The following is a 24,392-nucleotide window of genomic DNA, read 5'->3' as shown; positions in this document are numbered from 1 at the left end:
TGGTTTTATTTGTGTTCCGAAGGAAGGTTAAATTTGCTTCCCCGCCTCAGCCTTAATACTGATCTCCTGGCTGCTCTTCTGCTTTTTGCTTCTAATTGAATACAGTACGAACAACAGGATGAACCAGACAGGAGTGAACAGCAGCGCCGGGCGGGTCTCCTCGGCAATCAGCATAATGATCAGGATTGCTGCGAACAGCGCCAGAACAATATAGTTCACTGCCGGAGTAAACGGTGCCTTGAATTTGGAGGCAGCCTGCAGGTCCGGACGGTTCCGCTTGTATTTGATGTGGCAGACCAGTACAACACCCCACACCCAGATGAAACAGATGGCGCTGACCGTAGTCACAATGCCGAAGGCCTGCTCGGGAACCAGCTTGCTCAGCAGCGCACCGGCTGAAACAACCAGTGTGGAGATGAACAGCGAATTAGCCGGTACATGATTCTTGTTCAGCTTGCCGAACCGGGCAGAAGCCTGATCCTTGCGGCTCAGATTGTAGAGGATCCGGCTGGTCGAGAACATCCCGCTGTTGCAGGCCGATGCGGCAGAGGTCAATACGACGAAGTTGATAATTCCCGCCGCAATCGGAATGCCCACCAGACTAAAGGTTCTGACAAACGGGCTCTCGGCCGGGCTGAGCTGAGTCCAAGGGTTAACGCACAGCAGAACGAATAGCGCACCAACGTAGAAGAACAGAATCCGCAGCGGAATTTTGTTAATCGCTGACGGGATATTTTTCTCAGGATCAGCGGTTTCTGCCGCCGACACCCCTACGAGCTCTACACCGACATAAGCAAATACGACCATCTGGAAGGAGAACAGGAAGCCTGTGATGCCGTTCGGGAATACCCCGCCGTGCTGCCACAGGTTGCGGACCGTTACCGTTCCTGCATCTGTTTTGAAGCCCATAACAAGGAGGACAATCCCGAGCCCGATCAGGGCAAGGATCGTTACCACCTTGATCAGTGCGAACCAGAACTCCAGCTCGCCGAAGCTTTTGACGGTCAGCAGATTAAGTCCCAGCAGAATAATCAGACAGATCACCGCCGGAATCCACTGCGGAATATCGAACCAGTACTGCACATAGACACCCACCGCAATGACATCGGCCATCGCCGTCATTATCCAGCAGAACCAGTACGTCCAGCCTGTAACAAACGCAGCCTTCGGCCCTAAGTAATCCTCAGCTATATCCGTAAAGGACTGGTATCCCGCCTTGGACAGCAGCAGCTCCCCCAGTGCCCTCATCACAAAAAATACAGCAATCCCCACAATCAGATAAGTGAACATGATCGACGGACCTGCTTTTTCAATAGCCCGTCCTGATCCCAGGAATAATCCTGTGCCAATGGTTCCTCCGATTGCGATTAACTGAACATGCCGGTTAGCCAGCTCTCTCTTTAACTCTGCCATGCCTGTTTCCCCCTTATGATTGCAACCTGTTGCTGCCAATAAAAAAAGAGACTGGATAACATCATCCAATCTCCCGGCTCATAAGAATATCAAACACTACCCGCCCTGCGGGCAGCGGCCCGCCAAGGCAGATAAATATTCAGTACTCTTCTGTCCTTTTGCCTGAGATTGTGAACCCTTCGGCGCTGCGGTAGCCCGCAGTCTCTCCAGAAGCTGCTCCTGCTATAGTGTGATCCATAGCATTCATAGCCTGTAGTGTATTAAGTTGGTGAAGCGTTAATGCATTCTGATATTCTAACATATTACTCGCGGTGTGAGTATTAGAGCTGTGAAAAAAGTCTCATTTCCAATTTTATACTTAATGTGCGCCTAACCCTGTATCTGCTCCTCCTCTGCTTTCCCATAGAACTTAAGAAAGACAACCATACCGATCAGCGCTACAACGATGCCCGACCAGAAAAACCATACCTGCACCCCGTACCGCTCAGCAACCGGCCCGGCCAGAGCCAGCCCGATTGGCGAAGACAGCATACCGATGCTGGAAACGAGCGAAATGACACGCCCTAACGTTTCCGGCTCATAAGCCTTCTGGATCATCGCCATATAGGGGCCGTTGAACAGCGGTGCAGCAGCGCCCATGAGGAAGGACAGCACAGCAAAGGCTACGAAGGCCCCGCTGCCGACTACTCCGCTAAGCAGGCAGGTCAGGCCGATAATAACAAGGCTTACGCTCATATAGGTGGAGTCACGCCACTTGGAGGATAATACCGACAGCAGTACGCCACCCAGGATCATGCCAATGCCGAATACCGCCTCTATAATACTCGCGCTGTATCCGCCCCGGCCGAAGTGCTCCAGCGTCATCAGCGGGAACAGCATCGCCAGCGGCATAAAGACAACACTGAAGCCGGCCATGGCAATCGTAATAAAGACGATCGGCTTTACAGAAACAAAGGTCCGCCAGCCGAGAATGAACTCCTGCCGGAAGGACGGTGCCTGCACCGCCTCCGGCTTCGGCTGATGGATCTTTACCATCAGCAGCATGACGTTGGCAATCAACGCACCTGCCACATCAAGCAGCAGCACGGTTCCCAGTGATGTAGCCGAGTATACGGCGATCCCCAGCGCCGGTCCCAGGATGCTGGAAGCCGAGAAGACCATCTGCTGCCAGCCCGCTACCCGGGTTAACTGGTCCTCCGGGGCGATCAGCGGGACGGCCGCCTGGAACGACGGCGCGTGGAATGAAGAGGCCACGGAGCGGATAAACAGGACGACATACACGACCCACAGGCCAGGATCACCCCACAGGTAATAAGCGCCCAGGACCAGGCTGGTTACAGCAATCAGACTGTCTGAGATAATCATGGTCAGCTTACGGTTCCAGCGGTCCAGCCAGACGCCGATGAACGGTCCCAGGATGGCCTGCGGCAGGAAGCCGACGAGGCCGGCAATCATCAGTACCGAGGCCGACCCTGTCGTTTCAGTTAAATGCCAGATAATCGAGAACTGCACCATCGATGAAGTCAGAATCGAGAAGATCTGACCGCTGAAGATGAAGGCAAATGTCCTCTTCCAGTGCATATGATTCATAAATTGTACCTCCCCTAAATGAAATTATTATTCTTTTGAATGTGCCGTTAATCAAAAAAACAGACCCAAGTCCAGTGGGCTTGAGTCTGCTTGCTTTACGTGTCGGAACAGGGCATAGCCAAATAAGGCTCTGCATATAAACCGTCAGGATTACGGCCTATGTCCATACGTATAGATAAGCAACCCAAAAAAGCCCACCTTAATGGTGAAAATTGCTCTTTCGGGTACTCATCTCAAGCGCATGGATGGGGTCATAGCCGCAAGCCTCCTTTTCATAGTTAGCCGTATCTTATCATCGGGAACAGAGGCTGTCAAACCTAAAAAAGCGACAAAAAAAGCGGGCAAGCCAACGCTTACCCGCTCCTCTGACTAATTGATTATTTGATGATTACATATTCCAAGCCTACGAGCTTAGCGTAGCTGACGATCTGGTCGGTAGTCAGGTTCAGGGAAACCACCGTGTGGTGACCGCCGCCGTTCTCGATCCAGGCCTTCACTCCGTCCTGGAAGTTAGGCTTAACCTTCCACAGCACACGCGCTACCGGAAGGTTAGGAGCAGCAACCTCTGGCTCAAATGCTTCCACTTCGTTGATCAGCAGCTTGTAGTGTGTGCCGAAGTCTGCCATCGATACCACTACGCCTTCGCCGGATTTGCCGTCAAATACGAGACGGGCCGGATCTTCACGGTCGCCGATACCCAGCGGCGATACCAGCACCTTAGGCTTGCTGCTTGCCAGGCTTGGATCAACCTCAAGCATGTGGGACTGCAGAATGGCTTCCTTGCCTTCTGCCATTTCATATGTGTAATCTTCCATGAAGCCGGTGTTCACGTTGTGGGCCATTACCTTCAATAGGCGGTCAAGGGCAGCGGTCTTCCAGTCGCCTTCGCCGGCGAAGCCGTAGCCTTGCGCCATCAGGCGTTGTACGGCAAGACCCGGAAGCTGCTTCATACCGTGCAGGTCTTCAAAGTTCGATGTGAACGCATTGTAGCCGCCGTTATCCAGGAAACGCTTCAGGGCGATTTCGTAGCCGGCCTGAACCTTAACGCTTGCTTCCCATGCTTCCTTGCTGTAGTTACCGTAATCGAAGTCGTACTGCTCTGCATATTCAGCGAACAGGGCGTTAATCTCTTCTTCCGTTACTTCGTTTACATAAGCAACCAGATCGCCGATGCCGAAGTAGTCAACGGTCCAGCCGAACTGGATCTGCGCTTCGACTTTATCGCCTTCAGTAACCCCTACATTGCGCATGTTGTCGCCGAAGCGGGCAACCTTGATGTTGAAGCTCTCGTTGTAAGCCACCGCAACATCCATCCACTCGGCAATCTGCTTCTGGACATTAGGGCGCTGCCAGTAGCCTACTACCACTTTGTTCTGTTTGTTCAGGCGGGCATTGATGAAGCCGTACTCACGGTCACCATGGGCAGCCTGGTTAAGGTTCATGAAATCCATGTCGATCGTTGCCCAAGGAATGCTCTCATTGTACTGGGTAGCCAGGTGAAGAAGAGGCTTCTGCAACAGCTTGGTGCCGCGAATCCACATTTTGGCCGGGGAGAAGGTGTGCATCCAGGTAATTACACCGGCAACCTCATCACGGTAGTTAACTTCCTTCATGATGGTGGTGATTTTATCCGCACTGACTGCCAGATCCTGCAATACAAGCGGGTAAGGCAGAACGCCGCTGTTGTTCAGCGCATCGACCATTTCCTGGGCGTGGGCTTTCACTTCTCCGAGAGCCACTTCTCCATACAGATGCTGCGATCCAACAACGAACCAGAACTGCTTGTCACTAACTGTTGTCATTTATATTCATCCTCTTCTCTTGAATTGTGGTAATAGGCTAATCCTTACCCAATATTACTTCTGGCCGTAGTAGGCATCCTTGCCGTGCTTGCGCAGATAGTGCTTATCCAGAATCCGCTGCGGCAGCTCCTCGGCGAAATGATTCAGCTCACGGGCAAAATGGTTCATCTTAGCCACTTCCTCCAGCACCACACTGTTCATGACTGCGGAATGGGCATCCTTGCCCCAGGTGAACGGTCCATGACCCTTCAGCAGTACACCGGGAACTGCCATAATATCAATGCCCCGCTGCTCAAACGTCTCGATGATCACATGTCCTGTCTCTGCTTCATACCCGCGGTCAATCTCCTCCTGTGTGAGGAACCGGGTACAAGGTACAGCGCCGTAGAAGGTGTCAGCATGTGTAGTTCCCATAACCGGAACATCAAGGCCCGCCTGCGCCCAGACCGTAGCCCACATGGAGTGCGTATGCACAATGCCGCCGATTTCCTTGTAATGCTTATACAACACTGCGTGAGTCGGTGTATCCGAGGAAGGTCTAAGCTCGCCTTCAACCACGTTACCGTCAAAATCGACAACGACCATATCGCTGGCTTTCATTTTCTCATAGCTGACTCCGCTTGGTTTAATGACGAACAGGCCCTTCTCACGGTCAACCGCGCTGACATTACCCCAGGTGTACTTGATGAGTCCTTGCTTAGGCAGATCCAGATTGGCCTGGAATACCTCTTCCTTCAATTGCTCTAACACATTAACCCCTCCCGTTCTCTACCAGATGATCTACAGCAGCCTGCTCAATCGCCAGTCCTTCCACATACCGCTCCATGAAGAGCTCAAAGCCCTTGACGTCAGCTGCATCCGGATGAATGACCTGTCCTTCTGTATCCTTAAATACCTTGTTATCGAGAAAATCGTCCAGACGCTCCTGCTGCTCCCTGTTCTGCATGAACGCAGCCAGAATCGCCATCCCCCAGGCCCCGCCCTCGCTGGCTGTTGCCATTACGGAGACCGGTACGTTCATCGAGGCAGCCACGATTTTTTGACCGACTACAGGTGTTTTGAATAATCCGCCGTGCGCCAGAATGCTGTCGATTGCGACATTCTCCTTCTTGGTGAGGATGTCCATCCCGATCTTCAGCGCGGCAAAAGCGGTAAACAGGTGCGTGCGCATAAAGTTAGCCAGATTGAAGCGGCTCTCAGGCGAGCGGACGAACAGCGGGCGTCCCTTCTCGATGCCTGTAATATTTTCTCCTGAAAAATATCCGTAGCTCAGCAGACCGCCGCCGTCGGCATCCGCCTCAAGCGCCTTACCAAACAGCACGCTGAACAGCTTGCCGGAATCTGCCTCGATGCCCATAGCCTCCGCAAACTCGCGGAACAGGCCGACCCATGCGTTGATGTCACTGGAGCAGTTATTCGCATGCACCATCCCTACCGGACTACCGTCCGGCGTGGTAACCATATCAATCTCCGGATATACCGCGGACAGATCGTTCTCAAGCACGATCATCGCGAATACGGAGGTACCTACCGAGATGTTACCGGTGCGTTTTCTTACACTATTGGTAGCGACCATGCCTGTTCCGGCATCGCCCTCAGGAGGACAGAGCGGAATACCTGCCTGCAGATCCCCGGACACGTCCAGGAGCTTAGCCCCGTCTTCAGTTAACACGCCTGCCTGCTCGCCTGCATGATACACCTTTGGCAAAAGCTCACCCAGCTTCAAAGAGTAACCCTTGGCTGCTGTCAGCTCGTCGAACTGCTTAACCATTGCCGGATTGTAATCCTGCGCCGCCTCATCAATCGGGAAAATCCCCGAAGCATCGCCGATGCCGATCGCTTTCGTTCCGGTCAGCAGCCAGTGAATATACCCGCCCAGCGTCGTTATAAAATCAATGTTCGGCACATGTTCTTCCTTGTTAAGAACCGCCTGATACAGATGGGCAATGCTCCACCGCTCAGGGATGTTGAACTGGAATGCCTCAGTAAGCTCCTTGGCCGCAGCTCCTGTTGTCGCATTACGCCAGGTCCGGAACGGAACCAGCAGCTCTCCCTTGCTGTCAAAAGCCATATATCCGTGCATCATGGCCGAGAATCCGATCGACCCCACCTTGCTCAGGGTGACTTCGTATTTCTGCTGCACTTCCTGCTTCAATTCACTGTAGGCAGTCTGCAGGCCCTTGATGATCTCGTTCAAATCGTACGTCCAATATCCGTCAACCAGCTGGTTCTCCCACTCGTAGCTGCCGGAGGCAACTGTCTCAAACTTCTGGTCAATCAGTACCGCCTTGATACGTGTGGACCCAAATTCGATACCCAGTGAGGTTCCTCCCTCAAGTATCGCTTGCCTGATGTTCTGATCCATGCCCACGTTACTCCTCCCTAGCCAACCTGTTATAATTGCAATAATAAAAAGAAGGCGCTTCCCTATTAACAGCTCCAGTATAATTTTTTGTTCGTACATTTGTCAATACAACTTGTAAGATATACATACAAATTAGCTTTATATTCATACATATGCGCCGCTAGATTATAATAAGCTAATATCTGTGTTACAATATGTACGTACAACTTTAACATAAGCTTTACATTCCGTTCTGAACTACCTCGAAAGAAGTGAGTCCTATGAAGACGAAATACCAGATTATTTTTGATGATATAAAAAGCAACATCCTTTCGGGTGCCTACAGTGTGGGGGAGCAGATTCCGACCGAGCTGGCCTTGCAGGAGACTTATAACGTCAGCCGGCAGACGGTGCGCAAGGCGATTCTGGAGCTATCTAATGAGGGTTTTTTGCGCAGCGAAAAGGGCTCGGGCACCTATGTCAGCAGCCAGTTCCGCTCCAAAGCGGCAGGCGGCTCCAGCAAGCGGACGATCGGCGTGATTACTACGTATCTCTCGGATTATATCTTTCCTTCTATTATCCGCGGGATTGAGGGCCGGCTGAATGAGGATAATTATTCGCTGCTGCTGGCCAGCACCAATAATGATGTAGCCCAGGAGAAGAAGGCGCTGGAGATGATGCTGTCCTTCGGGGTCGACGGCCTGATTGTGGAGCCAACCAAGAGTAACCTGTACAACCCCAACATCGCCTACTACCTGTCCTTTAAGGAGCAGGACGTGCCGTTCATCATGATCAATGCGTATTATGAGGAGCTGGAGGTGCCGTTCTTCTGCCTCGATGATGTGCAGTCCAGTTATCTGGCGACCAAAGAGCTGATCTCCAAGGGCCATACCCAGATTGGCATCATTGCTAAAATGGATGACCTGCAGGGCAAATACCGGATGAAGGGCTACATTAAGGCGCTCGGCGAAGCGAAGCTGCGGTTCCATCCCGAGCAGGTATTGTCCTTCGATACCGAGACGAAGCAGGAGCTGTCCGCCAGCCTCAAGACATTCCTGAGCGACAATAGAGACATGCTGACAGCCATCGTCTGCTACAACGATGAAGTTGGGCTGGAAGCCGTAAATGTATGCCGACAGCTGGACATCTCCGTTCCGGGGGAGCTGTCGATCATCGGCCAGGACAATTCCTACATTGCCAAGAACGCCAACATCAAGCTGACGACCCTGACCCACCCTCAGGAGCAGATGGGCCGCGACGCCGCAGAATGGGTGATCAAGAAGCTGCAGGGCAAGAAGGATCTGCGGAACAGCACCTACTATCAGCCGGTGCTGGTGGAGGGGGAGACGGTGCGGGAGTTGGGGTGAGGGTTTGATGTGTGGAGTGTAAAAGGTACCCGGAGGGGTACCTTTTTGGTTGGGCCGTGCAAGCCGGGGGATGGTATAGCCGAAATCAGAGGCACTTTTGACCTTCATTTCGGCTATTTGGCCGTATGAGCCGAAATCGGAGGCACTTTTGCCTCTCCTTTCGGCTATTTGGCCGTATGGGCCAAAATCAGAGGCACTTTTGCCTCTCCTTTCAGCTATTTGGCCTTCCGGGCCGAAATCAGAGGCACTTTTGCCTTTCCTTTCGGCTATTTGGCTGTCTGAGCCGAAATCAGAGGCACTTTTGCCTTTCCTTTCGGCCGTTTGGCCGTCTGGGCCGAAATCAGAGGCACTTTTGCCTCTCCTTTCGGCTATTTGGCCTTCTGAGCCGAAATCAGAGGCCCTTTTGCCTTTCCTTTCGGCCGTTTGGCCTTCTGGGCCGAATTCAGAGGCACTTTTGCCTTTCCTTTCGGCCACCGGCCTCATTCATACAGCCAAATCCCCGCCACCGTCATCACCCCCGGCAGGCTGTCCTCATCCACCGCTGCATTATTGTCGTACCAGCCGCCCAAGGCCATGTTGAGGATCAGATAAAACGGCTGGTCGAACGGCATGCCGGGCTCCAGCCGGCGCTCGGCGAAGCAGTGGCCGTCCACCAGCCAGCGGATGGAGTCGGCGCTCCACTCCAGGCCGTAATCACGGAACTGGTTAATGGTGCCGTCCGCAAGCTCGTAAGTAAACTCCTCGACCACCTTGCTGTCCATATCCTTGCCATAGTGCAGCGTACCGGCAATCTCCCGGGGCAGGCGGCCCTTGGCCTCCAGCATGTCCAGCTCGCCGGACGCCGGCCACGGACCGTAAGCGTAATCCTGCGGCATCAGCCAGATTGCCGGCCACAGGCCCTGGCCGACAGGCAGCTTGGCCCGGATAACCAATTTGCCGTAGCAGAAGGAGAAATGGTTTCTTGTATCAAGGCGGGCCGAGGTGTAGCCGAAGCTCCGCCCGTCCTGCTCTATTTGTTCACGGCATGCCCGAAGGTTCAGCCCTTGCTCATCAAAGTACAGATTATCGGCACGGCCTGTATAAAACTGCTGCTCATTATTGCCCCAGCCCGGATAGACGGGCTTATCATTCAGATCGAGCAGATCATTGCCCGTCCGGATGTTCCAGAGGCTGAGATCGCCTCCGTTCTTTACAAAATCCTGCTCCCACACCAGCCTGCTCATCGCTTGGCACACTCCTCTCATGTAAACACAGCATACTGCATTTCGGAACACGCATATCGGAATCCAAAAAATTGGGATGGCGGCAAAAACGGTGGCCTTTTTTTCCTGCGTCTTTTTTCTTACGATGAAGAGGAAAGGGGGGGACATAAGACATGGTTCGATTCCGGGGGGAACAAATGAAAGCGTTTTTTAGACAGTGGCAGCTGCAAAGCATGGTTATTCCGGGCATTGTCTGGATGGTTATTTTTTGTTATCTTCCGATGTTCTGGCTCGTTATCGCCTTTATGGACTACAGTATCGCGAAGCCCATGCTCGAGTCACCATTTGTCGGGCTGAAGCACTTTGAGGCCTTCGTGAGTGATGACCGGTTCTGGCGCTCAATCCGCAATACGCTGGGGATGAGCAGCATCAAGCTGATCTTAGGCTTTCCGATTCCGATTCTGTTCGCGCTGCTGCTTAATGAAATCCGCAGTTTGCGCTTCAAGCGTACGGTGCAGACCATATCGTATCTGCCGCATTTTATCGCGTGGACGATCTTCGGCGGGATTGCGCTCAACTGGCTCGGCGAAGGCGGGGTGATCAATCAGCTGATGATGGCTATCGGGCTGCAGGACCGCGAAATTCTTTTTAACAGTGATGCCAAATATTTCTGGTGGATTACCTTTTTTACGGATACGCTGAAGGAAACGGGCTGGAGTGCCATTATCTACATTGCGGCCATCTCGGGCATTGATCCCGGATTATATGAAGCTGCGGAGCTTGATGGTGCAGGACGCTGGCAGCGGATGTGGCATATTACCGTACAGAGCATCCGTCCGACGATCGCCATCCTGTTCATTCTCGCGGTGAGCGGTATTCTGGGCAGTAATTTTGAACAGATTTTTATGCTGAAAAACAATATGAACATGAAAATGGCGGAAAGCCTCGACCTGTACATTTATAACATGGGGCTTGTGTCAGGGCGGCATTCCTTCTCCACAGCTGTACTGTTTGCCCGTTCCATCGTGTCGCTGGGGCTGCTGTTCATGGCGAATCAGACATCCAAAAAACTGACCGGGGACAGTATCTTCTAGAAAGGGGGCAGACCGGTGAAAAGACGCACAGGCTTAAGGAGCATCGGCGTATTTGAAGTCTGCAACACCCTGCTGATGCTGGGGGTATGCTTTCTGACGCTGTACCCGATGTGGTTCGTGCTGATTAACTCGCTTAACGCGCCGGAGCAGGCGCTGCTGGGCACCGTCAACTGGTTCCCGGAGCAGCTGTCGCTGGCCAGCTACAGTGTTGTTTTTAATGATAAAACGATGATGAACGGGTTCCTGATTACCACGCTGCGTACCCTAATCGGCTCGGCGGCACATGTGCTGTTCACCGCCATTATCGCCTATGGCCTGAGTAAGACGACGCTGATCGGACGCAAGGTGTACATGAAGGTGGCCCTGGTGACGATGCTGTTCTCAGGCGGACTCATCCCTACGTTTATTCTGATGACGAAGCTGGGGCTGTATGATAACTTCTGGGTGTTCGTCATTCCCGGTATGTACAGCTTTTTCAATATGGTGATCTTTATGAGCTTCTTCCGCACCATTCCTGATAGTCTGGAGGAGTCGGCCAAGGTGGACGGGGCATCGGACTATGGTGTGCTGTTCCGGATTGTACTGCCCAACAGTATGGCTGTAATCGCTACCATCTCGCTGTTCTCGGCCGTCTATCACTGGAATGACTATTATCAGGGTGTTATTTATATCCGTTCACAGGACATTCTACCGCTGCAGACGATCCTGTACAAAATCATTGCCGAAAACTCCATGTCGTTCATGCAGCAGCAGGCGATGGCCCAGTTCGGGGCAAGGCTGCCCGGCAACTCGATCAAGTTCGCCTCCATGATGGTAGCCACACTGCCGATCCTGCTGTTCTACCCCTTCATTCAGCGTTATCTGGTCAAAGGGGTTATGATCGGCGCAATCAAGGGATAACCAAACCGAAAGGATGATTTTCTAATGAAGCGTAACTCCGTTAAAAGAAGTCTGACCCTGCTGCTGACGGCAATGCTCTCGCTGTCCCTGGCCGCCTGCAGCGGCAATTCCGCCAATAACGAAAGCGCACCGACGGCGGCACCTCCGGCTGACGCTACTGCTGCACCGCAGGAAGAAGCCACACTGAATCCCGATGAGCCGGCATGGAAGCTGGACACCAGCCCGATTGACCTGACCTGGTTCGTCGGAGCCAACTGGTACGCCCATTCCTGGGGGGAGAGTCTGACCTCGAAATACGTTACGGAAAAAACCGGCGTCAACGTCAAGCTTGAAGTGCCTTCCGGTGAAGCGAATGAGCATATCACCCTGATGATGACCTCCGGCCAGTTGCCTGACCTCATCTCCATGGGCTCCTGGGAAACCGCTGTTAAAAAGCTCTGGGAAGGCGATCACGTCTTCGCCCTGAATGAGCTGGCCGACCAGTACGATCCTTATTTCTACAAAGTAGCCGGCGACGGCACGCTGAAATGGTACCGCCAGGAGAACGGCAACACCTACGGGGTACCCAATGACTCCTACAGCCCGAATCTGATGCATGAGACCGGCATGACAGCGGCCAATCAGACCTTCCTGGTGCGGAAGGACCTGTATGAGGAAATGGGCAGCCCGGACCTCAGCACACCGGAAGGCTTCCTTGGCGCATTACAGCTGCTGAAGGATAAGTATCCTGAATATAAGGGACAGCCGATGAGCCCGTTTTTTGCCCAGGGGAATGTGCCTTACGGGATGACTGAATATCTGCAGAATCTGCTCGCCGTCCCGCATGAAAAAGACGGCAAGGTATATGACCGTGTTACCGATCCTGAATACCTCACCTGGCTGAAAACCTTCCGCACCGCTTATGAGCGCGGACTGATCAATGTCGACTTCCTCGTGGATTCCGATACACAGGTGGAGGAGAAAACGAACAACGCCCGCTATTTCATGATGATCCGTGAATGGACCGGTATGACAGCGGTGAATCCGCTGCTGGCTGCAAGCGCCAACCCGGATTCCTACTATATCGCTGTAGACGGCCCGCAGAACAGCAAAGGCGACAGCGCCAAGCTGTTCCCCGGCAACATGGACGGCTGGATGGTCACGATGATCAGCAAATCGACCAAAAACCCGGAGCGGGCGATCCGCTTCCTCAGCTATCTCGCCAGCGAAGAGGGGCAGCAGGATCTGTTCCTCGGCAAGGAAGGCGAAACATGGGAGACTGTGGACGGCAAGCCTCAGCTGAAGGCGGATATGGTGAACCTGATTGCAAGTGATATCGAAACACTGGAGAAGCAATACGGTGTGCTGGATACGTACTGGATGATGCGTAACCCGGTTATCGTGAACCAGTGGAGACCGGAGAAGGCACCGGTAATCAAACAGATGGAGGACTTTGCTAATAGCCAGGCTGATATTGACAGCGGCATTTATAAAGGCCTAGACCCGCTGGGCGATTCCGAGGTTGCGGTAGCCTGGTCACGGATCTCGCAGAACTGGGAAGAAGTGCTGCCGGAGCTGATTACAGCCAAGGATGAGGCTGCTTTTGACAAGGTGTTTGCAAGCTTCCTGGAGCGCCGTGACGATTACGGCTTCCAGCAGGTCGTGGAATTCCGCCAGGCCGGGCTGGATGCGCGGAAGACCAAAATGGCGAATTAATTGATAGAGATACCGGCTGCCCGAGGGCGGCCGGTATTGCCTGCTTATGCAGAGCTTTTTGTAGCGCCTGTTATTGTGCTTCCTTTGTATAGGTGCATTTTGCTGATTACCTGCCTGTATTTTTGTAATACATGGTATATTACAAATATAGGGAGGTATGGGAATGAAGGCCGTACAAACAACAATAAAGAAGCTTTACCGCAATTCACGGATCTCGCAGAAGCTGTTTCTGGCCTTCAGCCTGATGATTGCGATCCCGGCCATTGTGATATCCTTTTTGTTCATCCGCACACAGGAAGCCCAGCTGTATAAGGATGCCATGGCCGAGGGCAGCAGTCATGTGTCCCGCCTGGAGGGGCAGCTGCGCAGCCGGCTGACGATGCTTGAGAACGCTTCCTCAACTGCGCTGACGCAGAAAGGCTTCGTAGATTTCATCCACTCTGACATGCAGGCTGACGGTCTGCAGCTGGTAAAGTTCCGGCAGAACCAGTATGAGCAGATGCATAATATCATCCAAAGCTACGATCTGGTCAGCCAGCTCAGCTTCTATGTCGATAACCCCGGCCTGCACGAAATATGGCCGGAAATCTACCGCTATGACCGGTTCTGGCCTCAGGATTACTGGATAACGCTGCGCGAGGAGAACGGGGCGGCGTTCCGCCTATTTTCCCTGCAGGAGGGAGAACACACTTTATCTTACTATAGGCTGGTCCGGCTTCAGGGCAAGCAGAATGAGCGGCCGACCATTATGGAAATCCGGGCCCGGCACAGCGCGATTTTCAGCGATTTACTGGAGGAGAGGGACGGCAGCTTTTTCTCCGTCGTTATGGATGGAAGCCAGCCTTCCCGCAGCGTATATAATGCCGTGCATGCGTCGGCTCTCGTCGCAGACGGGCAACTGGACGATATCCTTACCCGCGTCCACAGCCGGCTGGATGTGCTGCAGCATGATGAACCCGTTCAGATCACTTCCGGCGATCAGACTTACTATGCATTGTACCGGTACATCGCACCGCTGGATGCCTATATTGTGGACATTGCCTCCCATCAGGAGCTGATGAAGGGGCCGCGGAACTGGTATTTTCTTGTGGTGGCTATTACGCTATGCGTCCTGCTGATGATGATGGTCATGATCTCCTATATGACCCGGCGGATCTTCCGCCGGCTGGAGATGGTGCTGGCCTCTATGCGCAAGGTGCGTCAGGGCCAGTTGGATGCCAAGATTCATACCGGACTCAGCGATAGTGATTCCGGTGATGAAATTGATTATGTCGCTGTCAGCTATAACAGCATGCTGGACGAAATCCAGCGGCTGATGACCCAGGTGGTTGATAAGCAGCTGATCGCCAAGAATGCGCAGCTCCATTCGCTGCATTCGCAGATCAACTCCCACTTCCTGTACAACGCGCTGGAATCGATCCGGATGCGCGCGGAGGTAGAACGGCAGCCGGCCATCGCCGGAGCGCTGGTATCGCTGGGCTCACTGCTGCGCTACAGCATGCAGTGGCGCGGGGACACTGTCAGCCTGGGCGATGAGCTGGCCAATATTCACAGCTACATCCGCTTCATTAACTTTATGGAGGGAAGCAGCTTCGAGCTGCGGGCCGAGCTTCTGCCTGAGGTACTGCGCTACCCGATCCCCAAAATGTGCATGCAGCCCATTGTCGAGAACGCCGTACATCATGCGGCGCAGCCGGGAGGGGGCGTAGCCATTGAAATGAACGTAAGCGTGGAGAACAGCTTCATGCTGCTGATTGAGATCCGTGACAACGGCACCGGCATGGATCCGCAGACGCTCAGCCGCCTGCAGGAGGAGATGGCCGATGAGTCCGACCGGCCGATTGTCGCCAGCCGTAACGGGCTGGGGCTGGCGAATGTGCATAAACGGCTGCAGCTGCATTACGGCAAAGGCAGCGGGCTTTCGATTGAAAGTGTACAGGATGCCTACACCAGTGTCACCATACGTTTGCCTTGGGAGCAAGTCAATCTGGGAGGATGGTAGAAGCTAATGAACCTGCTGATTGTGGACGACCAGAAGCATATCCGCGACGGGCTGCAGGCGATGGTGAGCCAGTTCCCGCAGCAGCCGGACAGTATCTATAGCGCAGCCAACGGCATTGAAGCGCTGCAGCTGCTCCGCCAGTACAGCATCCAGCTTGTCATTACCGACATCCGCATGCCCGATATGGATGGTCTTGAGCTGATGGCCCGGACCCGGGAAGAGCAGCTGACCGTCGATTACCTGATTATCAGCGGCTACGGCGATTTTGCTTATGCCCAGAAGGCGATCGGCCTGGGAGCAAAGGGTTACCTGCTCAAGCCTGTGAACCGCGAGGACCTGCAGGCCTCGGTGGAGCATGTATGGCAGGAGATCATGACCCGGCAGGCGCTGTCCCGCGATAGGGAGCAGCTCTCCCGGATGGCCCGGGAGACGGACCGCAAGGAGCTGAGCCTGTACATGCAGGGCTCGGCCTACGACGAAGCGTGGACTTTCGGGACGGAGCAGCAGCATCCGGAGCTGTGGGCCAGCTACCGGCTGTGCCTGCTCAGCGAGGAGCGGCGGATCAACCAGCCGGGCGCGAGCAGCGCCCACAGCATGGAGTCGCTTGCCTACAGCGTGTACGGCAGCGAGGGCTGCCTCTGCCTGCAGCGCCGCCCGCATCTGATTCTGGCGGTGGACGCCGCCGCAGATACGGGGAAGCTGCCCGAGGCGCTTAAGGCTGCGCAGATCACGGCGGCAGCAGCCATAACCGGGCCGCAGCAGGGCTTAAAGGCGCTGCCCGCTGCCTACACCGAGGTGCAGGAGCTGCATAAGCACAGCTATCTTTTTCCTGAGCTGCGCTGCATTCTGCCGGAGAAAACGGCCGGGCTGGTGCAGCAGTGGCAGCTCCCCCATGAGGAGCTGTACGCCCTGTTCCGGTTCATCGGAGCGGATAGCGGCAGCCGGATCGCCGAAGGCATCTCTATGCTTTTTCATAAAAATGTACTGCAGCGCTATCACATCGGCTATACGGAACGGCTGTGCCGGGCGGTAGTGCAGATGCTGGAGGAGTACGAATGGGTGATCCGCCCCTACATGGGCGAGGCTGCGCTGGATCTCGATCCGCTGCGCAACCTCTATGATCATCCGGGTATCCGCGAATATATTCAGGCGCTCCAGCAGCAGATGCTGCGTCTGAGCCAGTTCTATCACGAATTCAAGTGCAGCTACCGCAACTCCCAGGACCTGAACGAGGCGATCCGCTTCATCCACGAGAATTACCACAAGCCGCTGGATCTTGCGATGGTGTCCAACCATGTGTCGCTGAACTATGCTTACTTCTCCAACCTGTTCAAGAAAAACGTCGGCAAGGGCTTCGCGGAATACCTGCGCGATGTGAGACTGGATAAGGCGCGCCGTCTCCTGGCCGAAACGGAGTACAAAATCGTTGAAATTACGCCGCTGGTCGGCTACGAAAGCTACAAAAGCTTCACCCGCGCCTTCCGCGAGGTCATGGGCATGCAGCCCACGGAGTACCGGCAGATGGTGCGGCGCAAGCAGGGGTAGCGCACGGTTTGCGCAGAAAAAAAGGCCTTAATCCAGCGAAATGCTGGGCTAAGGCCATCTTTTTTTATACAGACTGGGTCTGCCAATATTGCTTGGCAATCCGCTGCCCTTGATTGATCTTCGCCCATTGCTCGACTTCCGTCAGCTCATTACCGCCGTCGCAGGAGGCAAATCCGCACTGATGGGAGAGGAACAGCCGGTCTTTATCAATAATCGCCGATGCTTCATTCAATAGTCTGACTACGCGCTCTTCATCATCCAGTGTACTCGTCTTGGAGGACAGCAGGCCGAGTACAATCTCGGTGTCCGGGCGATCCTTGAAGACAGCGAGAGCTTCAAGCGAACCCGCACGCTCATCATCCCACTCCAGGAAAAAGCGGTCATACTTCAGCTGCTTCAGGAACAGGTTGGCAATCTTAACGTACGAGCCCCCGCCCATGTTACGGGAATCATAATTGCCGCGGCAGTTGTGCGTCCACACCTTAAGGCCCAGACTATGGCCGTAATCAATCACGGTGTTGTTAATATCAATGAATTCAGTAGCAAGCGCCTGTACTTCCTCCTGATTGATATTTTCGCCGGTATACGGGGAGTTCGGGTTATCGTCTGCAAAAAGCTCCCACAGGCAGTCGTCGAACTGAATAATTTTGCCGCCTGTAGCCGCAAATTCGCCTACAAATTCCTTATAGGCCTTAACGAGGCCATCCTTCAGTTCCTGTCTGTTCTTGTAAACGGCATCCTTGCCGCCAATGTTGTCAGACCAAGACAGCTCTCCGAAAATATGCGACGGGGATGGAACACACAGCTTCGTCTCACGGTCACCGGCATGCTCCTGGAATTCCTTGAATATTTTGATAAAATGATGATTCTTCCCGCTCAGCCCGCCTGTAATCCTCAGGCCGATATCCTTGCGTGTCTCATATTTAGAAGTGCCGTCTGTATCCCGGAAAAAGTACCCGTGATCCGCGATATAACGCTCAACTCCTTCAAAGCCCCAGACAAAATCCAGATGCCACATCGACTTGGAATACTCACCGTCCGTGATTACCGACAGACCGTGCTCGATTTCCTTGTTCACTACATCCTTAATCGCTGTAGCCTCACAGCTCTCATAGCCCGCAAAATCCTGATAAAACGGATAGCTGATATCATCGCGGTGCTCAATCTGTGTTTTATATTTTAACAGTTCAGACGGCCGCAGCAGGCTGCCTACAATTTGAAATTTATTACACATGATAAAAACCTCCTCATTTATGCTCGCATCAAGTTCTTCGTGCTGTGATTGTAGCATGCGGCTGAGGCCGGCCGATAACACCTAAATGTCATATCTGGTTATAGCGAGGGGCTATAGCTCCTTTATACAGATTGAACTAGTTTTTCTATGTTGGGATTAAATGTGACTCCAGAGAATGTTTGGACTTCCGGCCGCTGTTGTCTGCAGATTTCTTGATTAGAACCGCTACTCGCGGTTGAAATCCGCAGACAAAGGCGGACGCTCCCGCTCCTCCAGTTCCAAAATTCCCCTCCGCCACTTTTCCCATACTATACTTTTTATGTTCAATCTATATAAAACCAAAATATTGGGCCGTTATATAAAATTCTGCACCTTTTACCAGTCCAGCCCATTCGCTAGAATGAAGATGTACTATATTGTAAGCGGTTTCCATAATGCCAGACTATTCTAAAGGAGGGCAAGTATGAAACGAATGTATAAGGCTGAGCCCCGGTTCTCGCGCAAGGTATGGAGTCTATTTCTCGCACTCGTAATGTTATCGGGCATTGGGCTGCTGCCGGCTTCTAAGGTTCAGGCGGCAGCGACTACGGTATCGTCCATGGCTTATTTCTCGGCGGCAGACGGGCCGGTCATCTCCAAATCGGGTGTGGGACAAGCCAGCTACGGGTTTGTTATGCCAATATTCAATGGCGGAGCAGCAACCTGGAACGATGTATCCGGCGATGTCGGTGTCAAAGTGAAGAAAAATGGCAACTGGGTAGACATCGACAGCGCAGGCGGCTTCGTCTATAACCAGAACTGGGGGCACTGGAGCGACAGCGGTGCGAACGGCTACTGGTTCACTCTCAGCGCAACCACTGAAATTCAGCTCTACTCCAAAGCCAACAGCAGCGTTACACTGAATTACACACTGGCGTTCCAGAACGTCAACACGGCGACCATTACGTCGATGGCTGCCACACAGGGGCCGGCGCTTACTGCAGGCTTTACCGGAAGTGCGGGCTTTACGTATCCGGTGTTCAACAATGATCCGAATCTCATCTATGCCGCTGTAGCCCAGGATCTGAAGCTGTCCGTCAAGCCGGTCAGCAGCAGCCAGTGGGTTAACATCGACAACAATGCGGCCAGCGGCTGGATCTACGACAGCAACTTCGGCCAGTTCACTGAAGGAGGCGGCGGCTACTGGTTCACCGTAACGGAATCCATCAACGTGAAGCTGGAATCCAAAACCTCCGGGGCCAGCCTGGTCTACACCATTACCTTCAATCAGCCTGTCCGTAATTCCTATGTACTGTCCGCTTACGACAATAATACGACTTACACCGCCGACAACAGCGGCTCCATCGGCTTCCCGCTCCCCAAAATTGACGGAGGCGCGCCAATTGGCAGCGAGCTGGGCAAGTTCGTCTATCAGATTAAAAAAGCCGGTGTATGGGTCGATCTCAGCAGCTCCGCCCAGAGCGGCTTTGTCTATGCAGGCAACGGATACAATAACATGTCCGCCGCCAACCAGTGGGGCTACTGGGCTGACTATATCTACGGCCTGTGGTTCCAGCCCATCCAGGAGAACATGGAAATCCGCATCGGCTATCCGCTGAATGGACAGACCGGCGGCAATGTCGGCAGCAACTATGTCTATTACAACTTTATCGGCAATCCTAACGCTCCCCGTCCGGATGAATCTGACCAGGAGGACATCGCTATCGGTACGCCAAGCGACCCGGCCATCGCCGGCATGAACCTCATCTGGCAGGATGAATTCAGCGGCACCGCCCTTGATACAAGCAAATGGAATTACGAGACCGGCTATTACATCAGCAATGACGTTAACAGCTGGGGCTGGGGCAACGCCGAGCTGCAGCATTATACGGGCAGCACGCAGAACGTGTTCGTCTCCGGCGGCCAGCTGAATATCCGCGCCTTGAACGACCACCGTTCGTTCCCGCAGGACCCTAACCGGTATGCGGAATATTCCTCCGGCAAAATCAACACCAAAGATAACCTGTCCCTCCAGTACGGCCGGGTAGATATCCGCGCCAAGCTGCCTACCGGAGACGGTATCTGGCCGGCGCTCTGGATGCTGCCTGAAGATGCCGCCTACGGCGCCTGGGCTGCTTCCGGTGAAATTGACATTATGGAAGCCAAGGGACGGCTTCCAGGTACAACCAGCGGCGCGATCCACTTTGGCGGCCAGTGGCCGGTAAACCGGTATATTGCAGGAGAGTATCATTTCCCGCAAGGGCAGACGTTCGCGAACGATTACCACGTCTATACAATGGTATGGGAAGAGGACAACATGAAATGGTATGTGGACGGCCAGTTCTTCTTCAAGGTCACCCGCGAGCAGTGGTATTCGGTAGCCGCACCGAACAATCCGAATGCACCATTCGACCAGCCGTTCTACCTGATCATGAACCTGGCCGTCGGCGGGCATTTTGACGGCGGACGTACGCCGGCAGCATCCGATATTCCGGCTACAATGCAAGTGGATTACGTACGTGTGTATAAGGAAGGCACCGGCGGTAATCCGGGTAACCCCGGCAACGTTGCGGTCAGCGGAGTCACGGTGACACCGGCCTCCTCGCAGATTGAAGTCGGGCAGAACGTTCAGTTATCGGCTAATGTTGCACCTTCAAATGCTACCAACAAAGCAGTCAGCTGGTCCGTCTCCAACCCGGCGGTTGCTTCCGTTAATGCCAGCGGCAGCGTAACCGGACTTGCGGCGGGCACCGTTACAGTAACCGCCACAACCGCAGACGGCGGCAAAACCGCCTCCAGCACCATCACCGTCGTAACTCCGCCGCCCGTAACCGTCGTCATCGGCGACAGCGTGCGCGGCCTGAAAAAGACCGGCAACAACCTGCAATTCTACGTCAACGGCGCAACCTTTGCCGATCTGCATTACAAAATCAACGGCGGCGGCCAGCTTAATGTAGCCATGACCTCCACCGGCAACGGCAACTTCACCTACCCTGTGCTGAACCTGCAGCAGGGCGACACGGTAGAGTACTTCTTCACCTACAACCCGGGTCAGGGAGCACTCGACTCCCCTTGGCAGACTTATGTGCATGGGGTGACGCAGGGGGTGCCACAGTAAGGTCCGCGGCTTCGGGCAACAAACTGCTGTAAGGCTAAAAGGACCTCAATTCCGCTCTACAGCGGGGATTGAGGCCCTTTTTTCTAATGCTCAATATTCTATTCGCCTTCGCCGTTAGGCTCTCCAGCAGAACGTTTAAGGTCTAAGGCTCATGATTTTTAACCGCCCGTTTTTGACAGCCGCCCAATACACAGCTCCATCATAATATACCGGACGCTCAAATGAGTTGAGCGGTTGTCCGCCTAGCGAGGTTGCAGGGGTGATCACTGTTCCATCTTCAGATAACACCATGTAGAAGGTATCCTCATCGGTAGACCATAATATAACAATGCGGTCATTAGCTGATACAACCTGCGGGGCAATAACATCTGTATCGTTATAATTAGTAAGCCAGTGCACACCGTAGTCCGTTACACTTTCGAGCGGTGAATTATCCCTGTCATTAATATCTGTTGAAAGAGCACCGCTGCGAACTTCTCCACCTATGAACATAGAAGCAGAGACCTGATCTGCTTGCGGGTCAAATAGTTGTACAAATAAATTTTGTTTCTCACTCTTTGCCTTTTCGCTTATTGACTTAGCAGATGCGCCAACCAAAGCGACACCTTTACTTGTCTCTGCAAGCCCTCCAAGCTGGGCAAACGTTGTATTCACTATATACATATCATAGTTTGAATTTGCTTCAAGATAGAAATGGAACAGTATTTCTGAGTCATCGCCATATTTTCCGGAGCTATTATTAACTCTGAACCCGCGGGCGTACGCATCACCATGACTGGCAAACAGAAAACCCGATGATTTCTTGCTGTAAATCAGGCTTTGGTTAAAAGAATGTCCGCTATAGGTATCATTAGGCAATGAATATGCCGACATATCGGCTATCTTTACAGCAATGACATTATCACTCTGATGCCCGTCGTATCTCTCTTTGGAATGATAATTGACCAATATGCCATCTGATATAACAGATACGGAGTTGCCGCTATCAAAAGGAATCTTCGTTTTTGCTGAATCCGCATCGCGCCATGGTGTGGATTTTCCTACAAACCCGGTTGTTTTCAGCTCTTGTCCTTCTGGCGAATATTTTGAAATAAAGACCGTTTCAATTGCAGCATTTTGTGTATCATTTGCTTTTCCCCAAACGACATAAAAGTTACCGTCGTCATCTGAAATAACGTCCCCCAGAATAGGATACTTCACTCCTAAGGTTAACGTTTTGCCGGGAGTGGTTATCTTAAGCTGATTATTATCGGTATAGGCGTAAGCAAGACCCTCCCCTTTATAGGAAAATTGATGGACTGAGGAAATTTGTGCCCAATTAGCTACTCCATACGCTTGTGTATTCTTCAGATCATCCACGATAATAGCGCCCTCTTGTTCAATGGAAAGGATCTGCTTAGCTGCGTTCCAGGTTACTTCATACCCCAGATTCTCAACTACTGCACGTATGGGCAATAATGTACGTCCGTTATAAATCTGTGGCGGAACATCCAATTGCACCGGAGCTCCTCCGCTCACTTGCATTAGCTGGCTGTCAATTTGTAAGCTTAGCGTTTTATTACCTTTAATTACAGTCGTAGTCTGGGTACTTACATCCCACTTGATGGTTGCGCCGATCTTCTCACAAACCGCACGAATGGGAACCAGGGTCCGGCCTTCAAAAATAACAGGGGGCTGATCAAATTGGACTGATTCCCCTTCAACGTTGACCTTTATACCCTTACTGTCCGCAAATGCGGTTGTACTTATCGCCGGCAAACATAACGATAATCCTAATAATAACGCCAGACACTTCTTCAAATCCTTCAGCCTCCAATATTTAAGTTAAACCTATTTTTTAATTCCCGATAACCCATTCTCCTTCGCCCTTTGGCTCCTCGAAGCCGTTAAGAAAGGTATTTAACAGCTCCTCCGTAATCGTAAAAGCAGCATTTGCATCAAAGCGCTCACTCCGTACCTTCAGCCGCCTCCGCAGCTCCTCCGGGTGCACCTTCAGGTAGATCAGCTTCCACCGGCCCCCCGCCTCTTCAATCAGCCTCTTATACCTGTCTCTTTCCGCCCTGTTCCAGAAGCTGGAGTCCACCACAGCCGGCTTGTGCTCTTTAATGCAGTTTACAATCTGGTTATGCAGACTGAGATGCGCCTCATTCAGATACTCCCGGTACTTTTCCACAGGATAATCAATCCCATAACGTCCATGGACCGCCCACACCTCTTCATCAATAGACAGGCGCGTGAAGCCGTACGGCTCTATTTGCTGCGAAAAGGTCGTTTTACCTGAGCCCGCAATCCCGCACATCAGCACAATAAGTGGCTTGTCAGAATCGTTGTCTGGGCCGAGCAGCTGCTCTAGGTCTGCTTTTTGTAACATTGTGTGTTCCTCCTTATCTGGCAGTAAGCTTGTTAGCCATGTTTCGTATCTCCGTACTTAGTCTTGGATTGGCAGGATACACCTCTTCAATAAACTCTAAAATGCATAGTGCCGATTCCGGTACACGATCATATCCCTGCAGCATACCGCCAAGCTTTTCGGCAAAACCGGGGTACCTCTTCTCTAAACGGCGCTCATTCCCGAAGGGATCGGGAAAATAATCCACCTCAGGCTCCAGCAGATGAAGCACCGACAAAATCCGGTCGATCGCATGCCCCTGAATAAACCGCGCAGCCGACAGACGCTCTCCCCTGGCATACCGGCCCAGCCCCACATACAGATTGGTCAACGCTTCGTTCAGCGGAAAGTCCAGGGAATTACACTTTTGACTCGGCAGCGGTCTGCGCGGTTTGGCTATGGCCGTGTTGCTGTACAGCGGAGCCTTCCACACCACCCGGCCCTCCGTATAGGAGGCATCCGTCAGCTCCCGCTCCTCAAATATCGCGTATTCGCCGTAAATCCCATCCTCGAACAGGATTTTGCAGCCCGCATCAGAGTTTTGAAAAGCATACGCAAGCGGGTACGTCTCCTCCAGCCAATCCAGGTGGTCAATATATCTGTCCTTCTGCCCTGCTTCCACAATAACAAAAAAATCCAAATCTGAATACTCATCCATCCGCTCCAGCTCCACCCCCACCGACCCCACACCCAGCAGCAATAGCGCCCCACCCTTACG

General features: G+C 53.0%; 17 protein-coding genes and 1 riboswitch. Of the genes, 7 read left to right on the top strand and 10 right to left on the bottom strand.

All coding sequences use genetic code 11. The annotated features are described in order from the left end of the window. Positions 1-27 precede the first annotated feature (27 nt). The 5 genes from BN3772_RS02915 to BN3772_RS02895 all read right to left on the bottom strand — a co-directional run bounded on the left by BN3772_RS02915 (position 28) and on the right by BN3772_RS02895 (position 7,170). A complete protein-coding gene (locus tag BN3772_RS02915) occupies positions 28-1,413 on the bottom strand; it encodes an amino acid permease (RefSeq protein WP_042196491.1) in 1,386 nt (461 codons plus the stop codon). 140 nt (positions 1,414-1,553) lie between these two features. Then, a riboswitch (glycine riboswitch) is annotated at positions 1,554-1,633 on the bottom strand. A gap of 149 nt (positions 1,634-1,782) precedes the next feature. Then, complete coding sequence (locus BN3772_RS02910; protein WP_042196489.1) at positions 1,783-3,003, bottom strand: MFS transporter; 1,221 nt, start codon at positions 3,001-3,003, stop codon at positions 1,783-1,785. A 377-nt stretch (positions 3,004-3,380) separates the two neighbouring features. Next, positions 3,381-4,805, bottom strand: a complete 1,425-nt coding sequence (gene araA / locus BN3772_RS02905) for an L-arabinose isomerase (RefSeq protein ID WP_042196487.1) — start codon at positions 4,803-4,805, stop codon at positions 3,381-3,383. Between the two features lie 54 nt (positions 4,806-4,859). Next, a complete protein-coding gene (locus tag BN3772_RS02900; protein WP_042196485.1) occupies positions 4,860-5,555 on the bottom strand; it encodes an L-ribulose-5-phosphate 4-epimerase in 696 nt (231 codons plus the stop codon). 1 nt (position 5,556) lies between these two features. Continuing rightward, positions 5,557-7,170 carry a xylulokinase gene (locus tag BN3772_RS02895; RefSeq protein WP_042196483.1) on the bottom strand — a complete coding sequence of 538 codons (1,614 nt, stop codon included), beginning with the start codon at positions 7,168-7,170 and terminating at the stop codon, positions 5,557-5,559. Positions 7,171-7,430: 260 nt separating this feature from the next. Here BN3772_RS02895 and BN3772_RS02890 point away from each other — a divergent pair, with 260 nt between their 5' ends. Continuing rightward, positions 7,431-8,516: a GntR family transcriptional regulator gene (locus BN3772_RS02890; RefSeq protein WP_042196481.1), complete on the top strand. Its 1,086-nt coding sequence runs from the start codon at positions 7,431-7,433 to the stop codon at positions 8,514-8,516. Between the two features lie 479 nt (positions 8,517-8,995). Here BN3772_RS02890 and BN3772_RS02885 read toward each other — a convergent pair whose 3' ends face one another. Further along, complete coding sequence (locus tag BN3772_RS02885) at positions 8,996-9,739, bottom strand: glycoside hydrolase family 16 protein (protein WP_042196479.1); 744 nt, start codon at positions 9,737-9,739, stop codon at positions 8,996-8,998. A gap of 176 nt (positions 9,740-9,915) precedes the next feature. Here BN3772_RS02885 and BN3772_RS02880 point away from each other — a divergent pair, with 176 nt between their 5' ends. The 5 genes from BN3772_RS02880 (at position 9,916) to BN3772_RS02860 (ending at position 16,954) form a co-directional block, all read left to right on the top strand. Continuing rightward, positions 9,916-10,812, top strand: coding sequence for an ABC transporter permease (locus BN3772_RS02880; protein WP_244444667.1), 897 nt, complete (start codon positions 9,916-9,918; stop codon positions 10,810-10,812). Positions 10,813-10,827: 15 nt separating this feature from the next. Next, complete coding sequence (locus BN3772_RS02875) at positions 10,828-11,712, top strand: carbohydrate ABC transporter permease (protein ID WP_042196475.1); 885 nt, start codon at positions 10,828-10,830, stop codon at positions 11,710-11,712. Between the two features lie 24 nt (positions 11,713-11,736). After that, complete coding sequence (locus tag BN3772_RS02870) at positions 11,737-13,407, top strand: extracellular solute-binding protein (protein ID WP_042196473.1); 1,671 nt, start codon at positions 11,737-11,739, stop codon at positions 13,405-13,407. 163 nt (positions 13,408-13,570) lie between these two features. Continuing rightward, positions 13,571-15,409 (top strand): sensor histidine kinase, encoded by a 1,839-nt coding sequence (locus BN3772_RS02865; RefSeq protein ID WP_042196471.1) that lies wholly within the window; start codon positions 13,571-13,573, stop codon positions 15,407-15,409. Positions 15,410-15,415: 6 nt separating this feature from the next. Beyond that, the gene (locus BN3772_RS02860; protein WP_042196470.1) at positions 15,416-16,954 is read left to right on the top strand and encodes a response regulator; all 1,539 of its coding nucleotides are present in this window, start codon (positions 15,416-15,418) and stop codon (positions 16,952-16,954) included. A 64-nt stretch (positions 16,955-17,018) separates the two neighbouring features. Here BN3772_RS02860 and BN3772_RS02855 read toward each other — a convergent pair whose 3' ends face one another. Further along, on the bottom strand, positions 17,019-18,188 hold the full coding sequence (locus BN3772_RS02855) for a cobalamin-independent methionine synthase II family protein (protein WP_042196467.1): 1,170 nt from the start codon (positions 18,186-18,188) through the stop codon (positions 17,019-17,021). 463 nt (positions 18,189-18,651) lie between these two features. Here BN3772_RS02855 and BN3772_RS02850 point away from each other — a divergent pair, with 463 nt between their 5' ends. Continuing rightward, complete coding sequence (locus tag BN3772_RS02850; protein ID WP_042196465.1) at positions 18,652-21,285, top strand: family 16 glycosylhydrolase; 2,634 nt, start codon at positions 18,652-18,654, stop codon at positions 21,283-21,285. A gap of 135 nt (positions 21,286-21,420) precedes the next feature. Here the strand turns inward: BN3772_RS02850 and BN3772_RS02845 are convergent, their stop codons facing one another. The 3 genes from BN3772_RS02845 to BN3772_RS02835 form a co-directional block, all read right to left on the bottom strand. Beyond that, positions 21,421-23,085, bottom strand: coding sequence for a copper amine oxidase N-terminal domain-containing protein (locus BN3772_RS02845; RefSeq protein WP_052380353.1), 1,665 nt, complete (start codon positions 23,083-23,085; stop codon positions 21,421-21,423). Positions 23,086-23,122: 37 nt separating this feature from the next. Next, positions 23,123-23,656 (bottom strand): P-loop nucleotide/nucleoside kinase family protein, encoded by a 534-nt coding sequence (locus BN3772_RS02840; RefSeq protein WP_042196463.1) that lies wholly within the window; start codon positions 23,654-23,656, stop codon positions 23,123-23,125. Between the two features lie 13 nt (positions 23,657-23,669). Further along, on the bottom strand, positions 23,670-24,392 hold a 723-nt coding region (locus tag BN3772_RS02835; protein ID WP_042196461.1), incomplete at its 5' end, for a hypothetical protein.

It is taken from the genome of Paenibacillus camerounensis (assembly GCF_000723885.1).
Lineage (GTDB): Bacteria > Bacillota > Bacilli > Paenibacillales > Paenibacillaceae > Paenibacillus_AQ > Paenibacillus_AQ camerounensis.
This window is presented reverse-complemented; position numbering and strand designations above follow the sequence as displayed.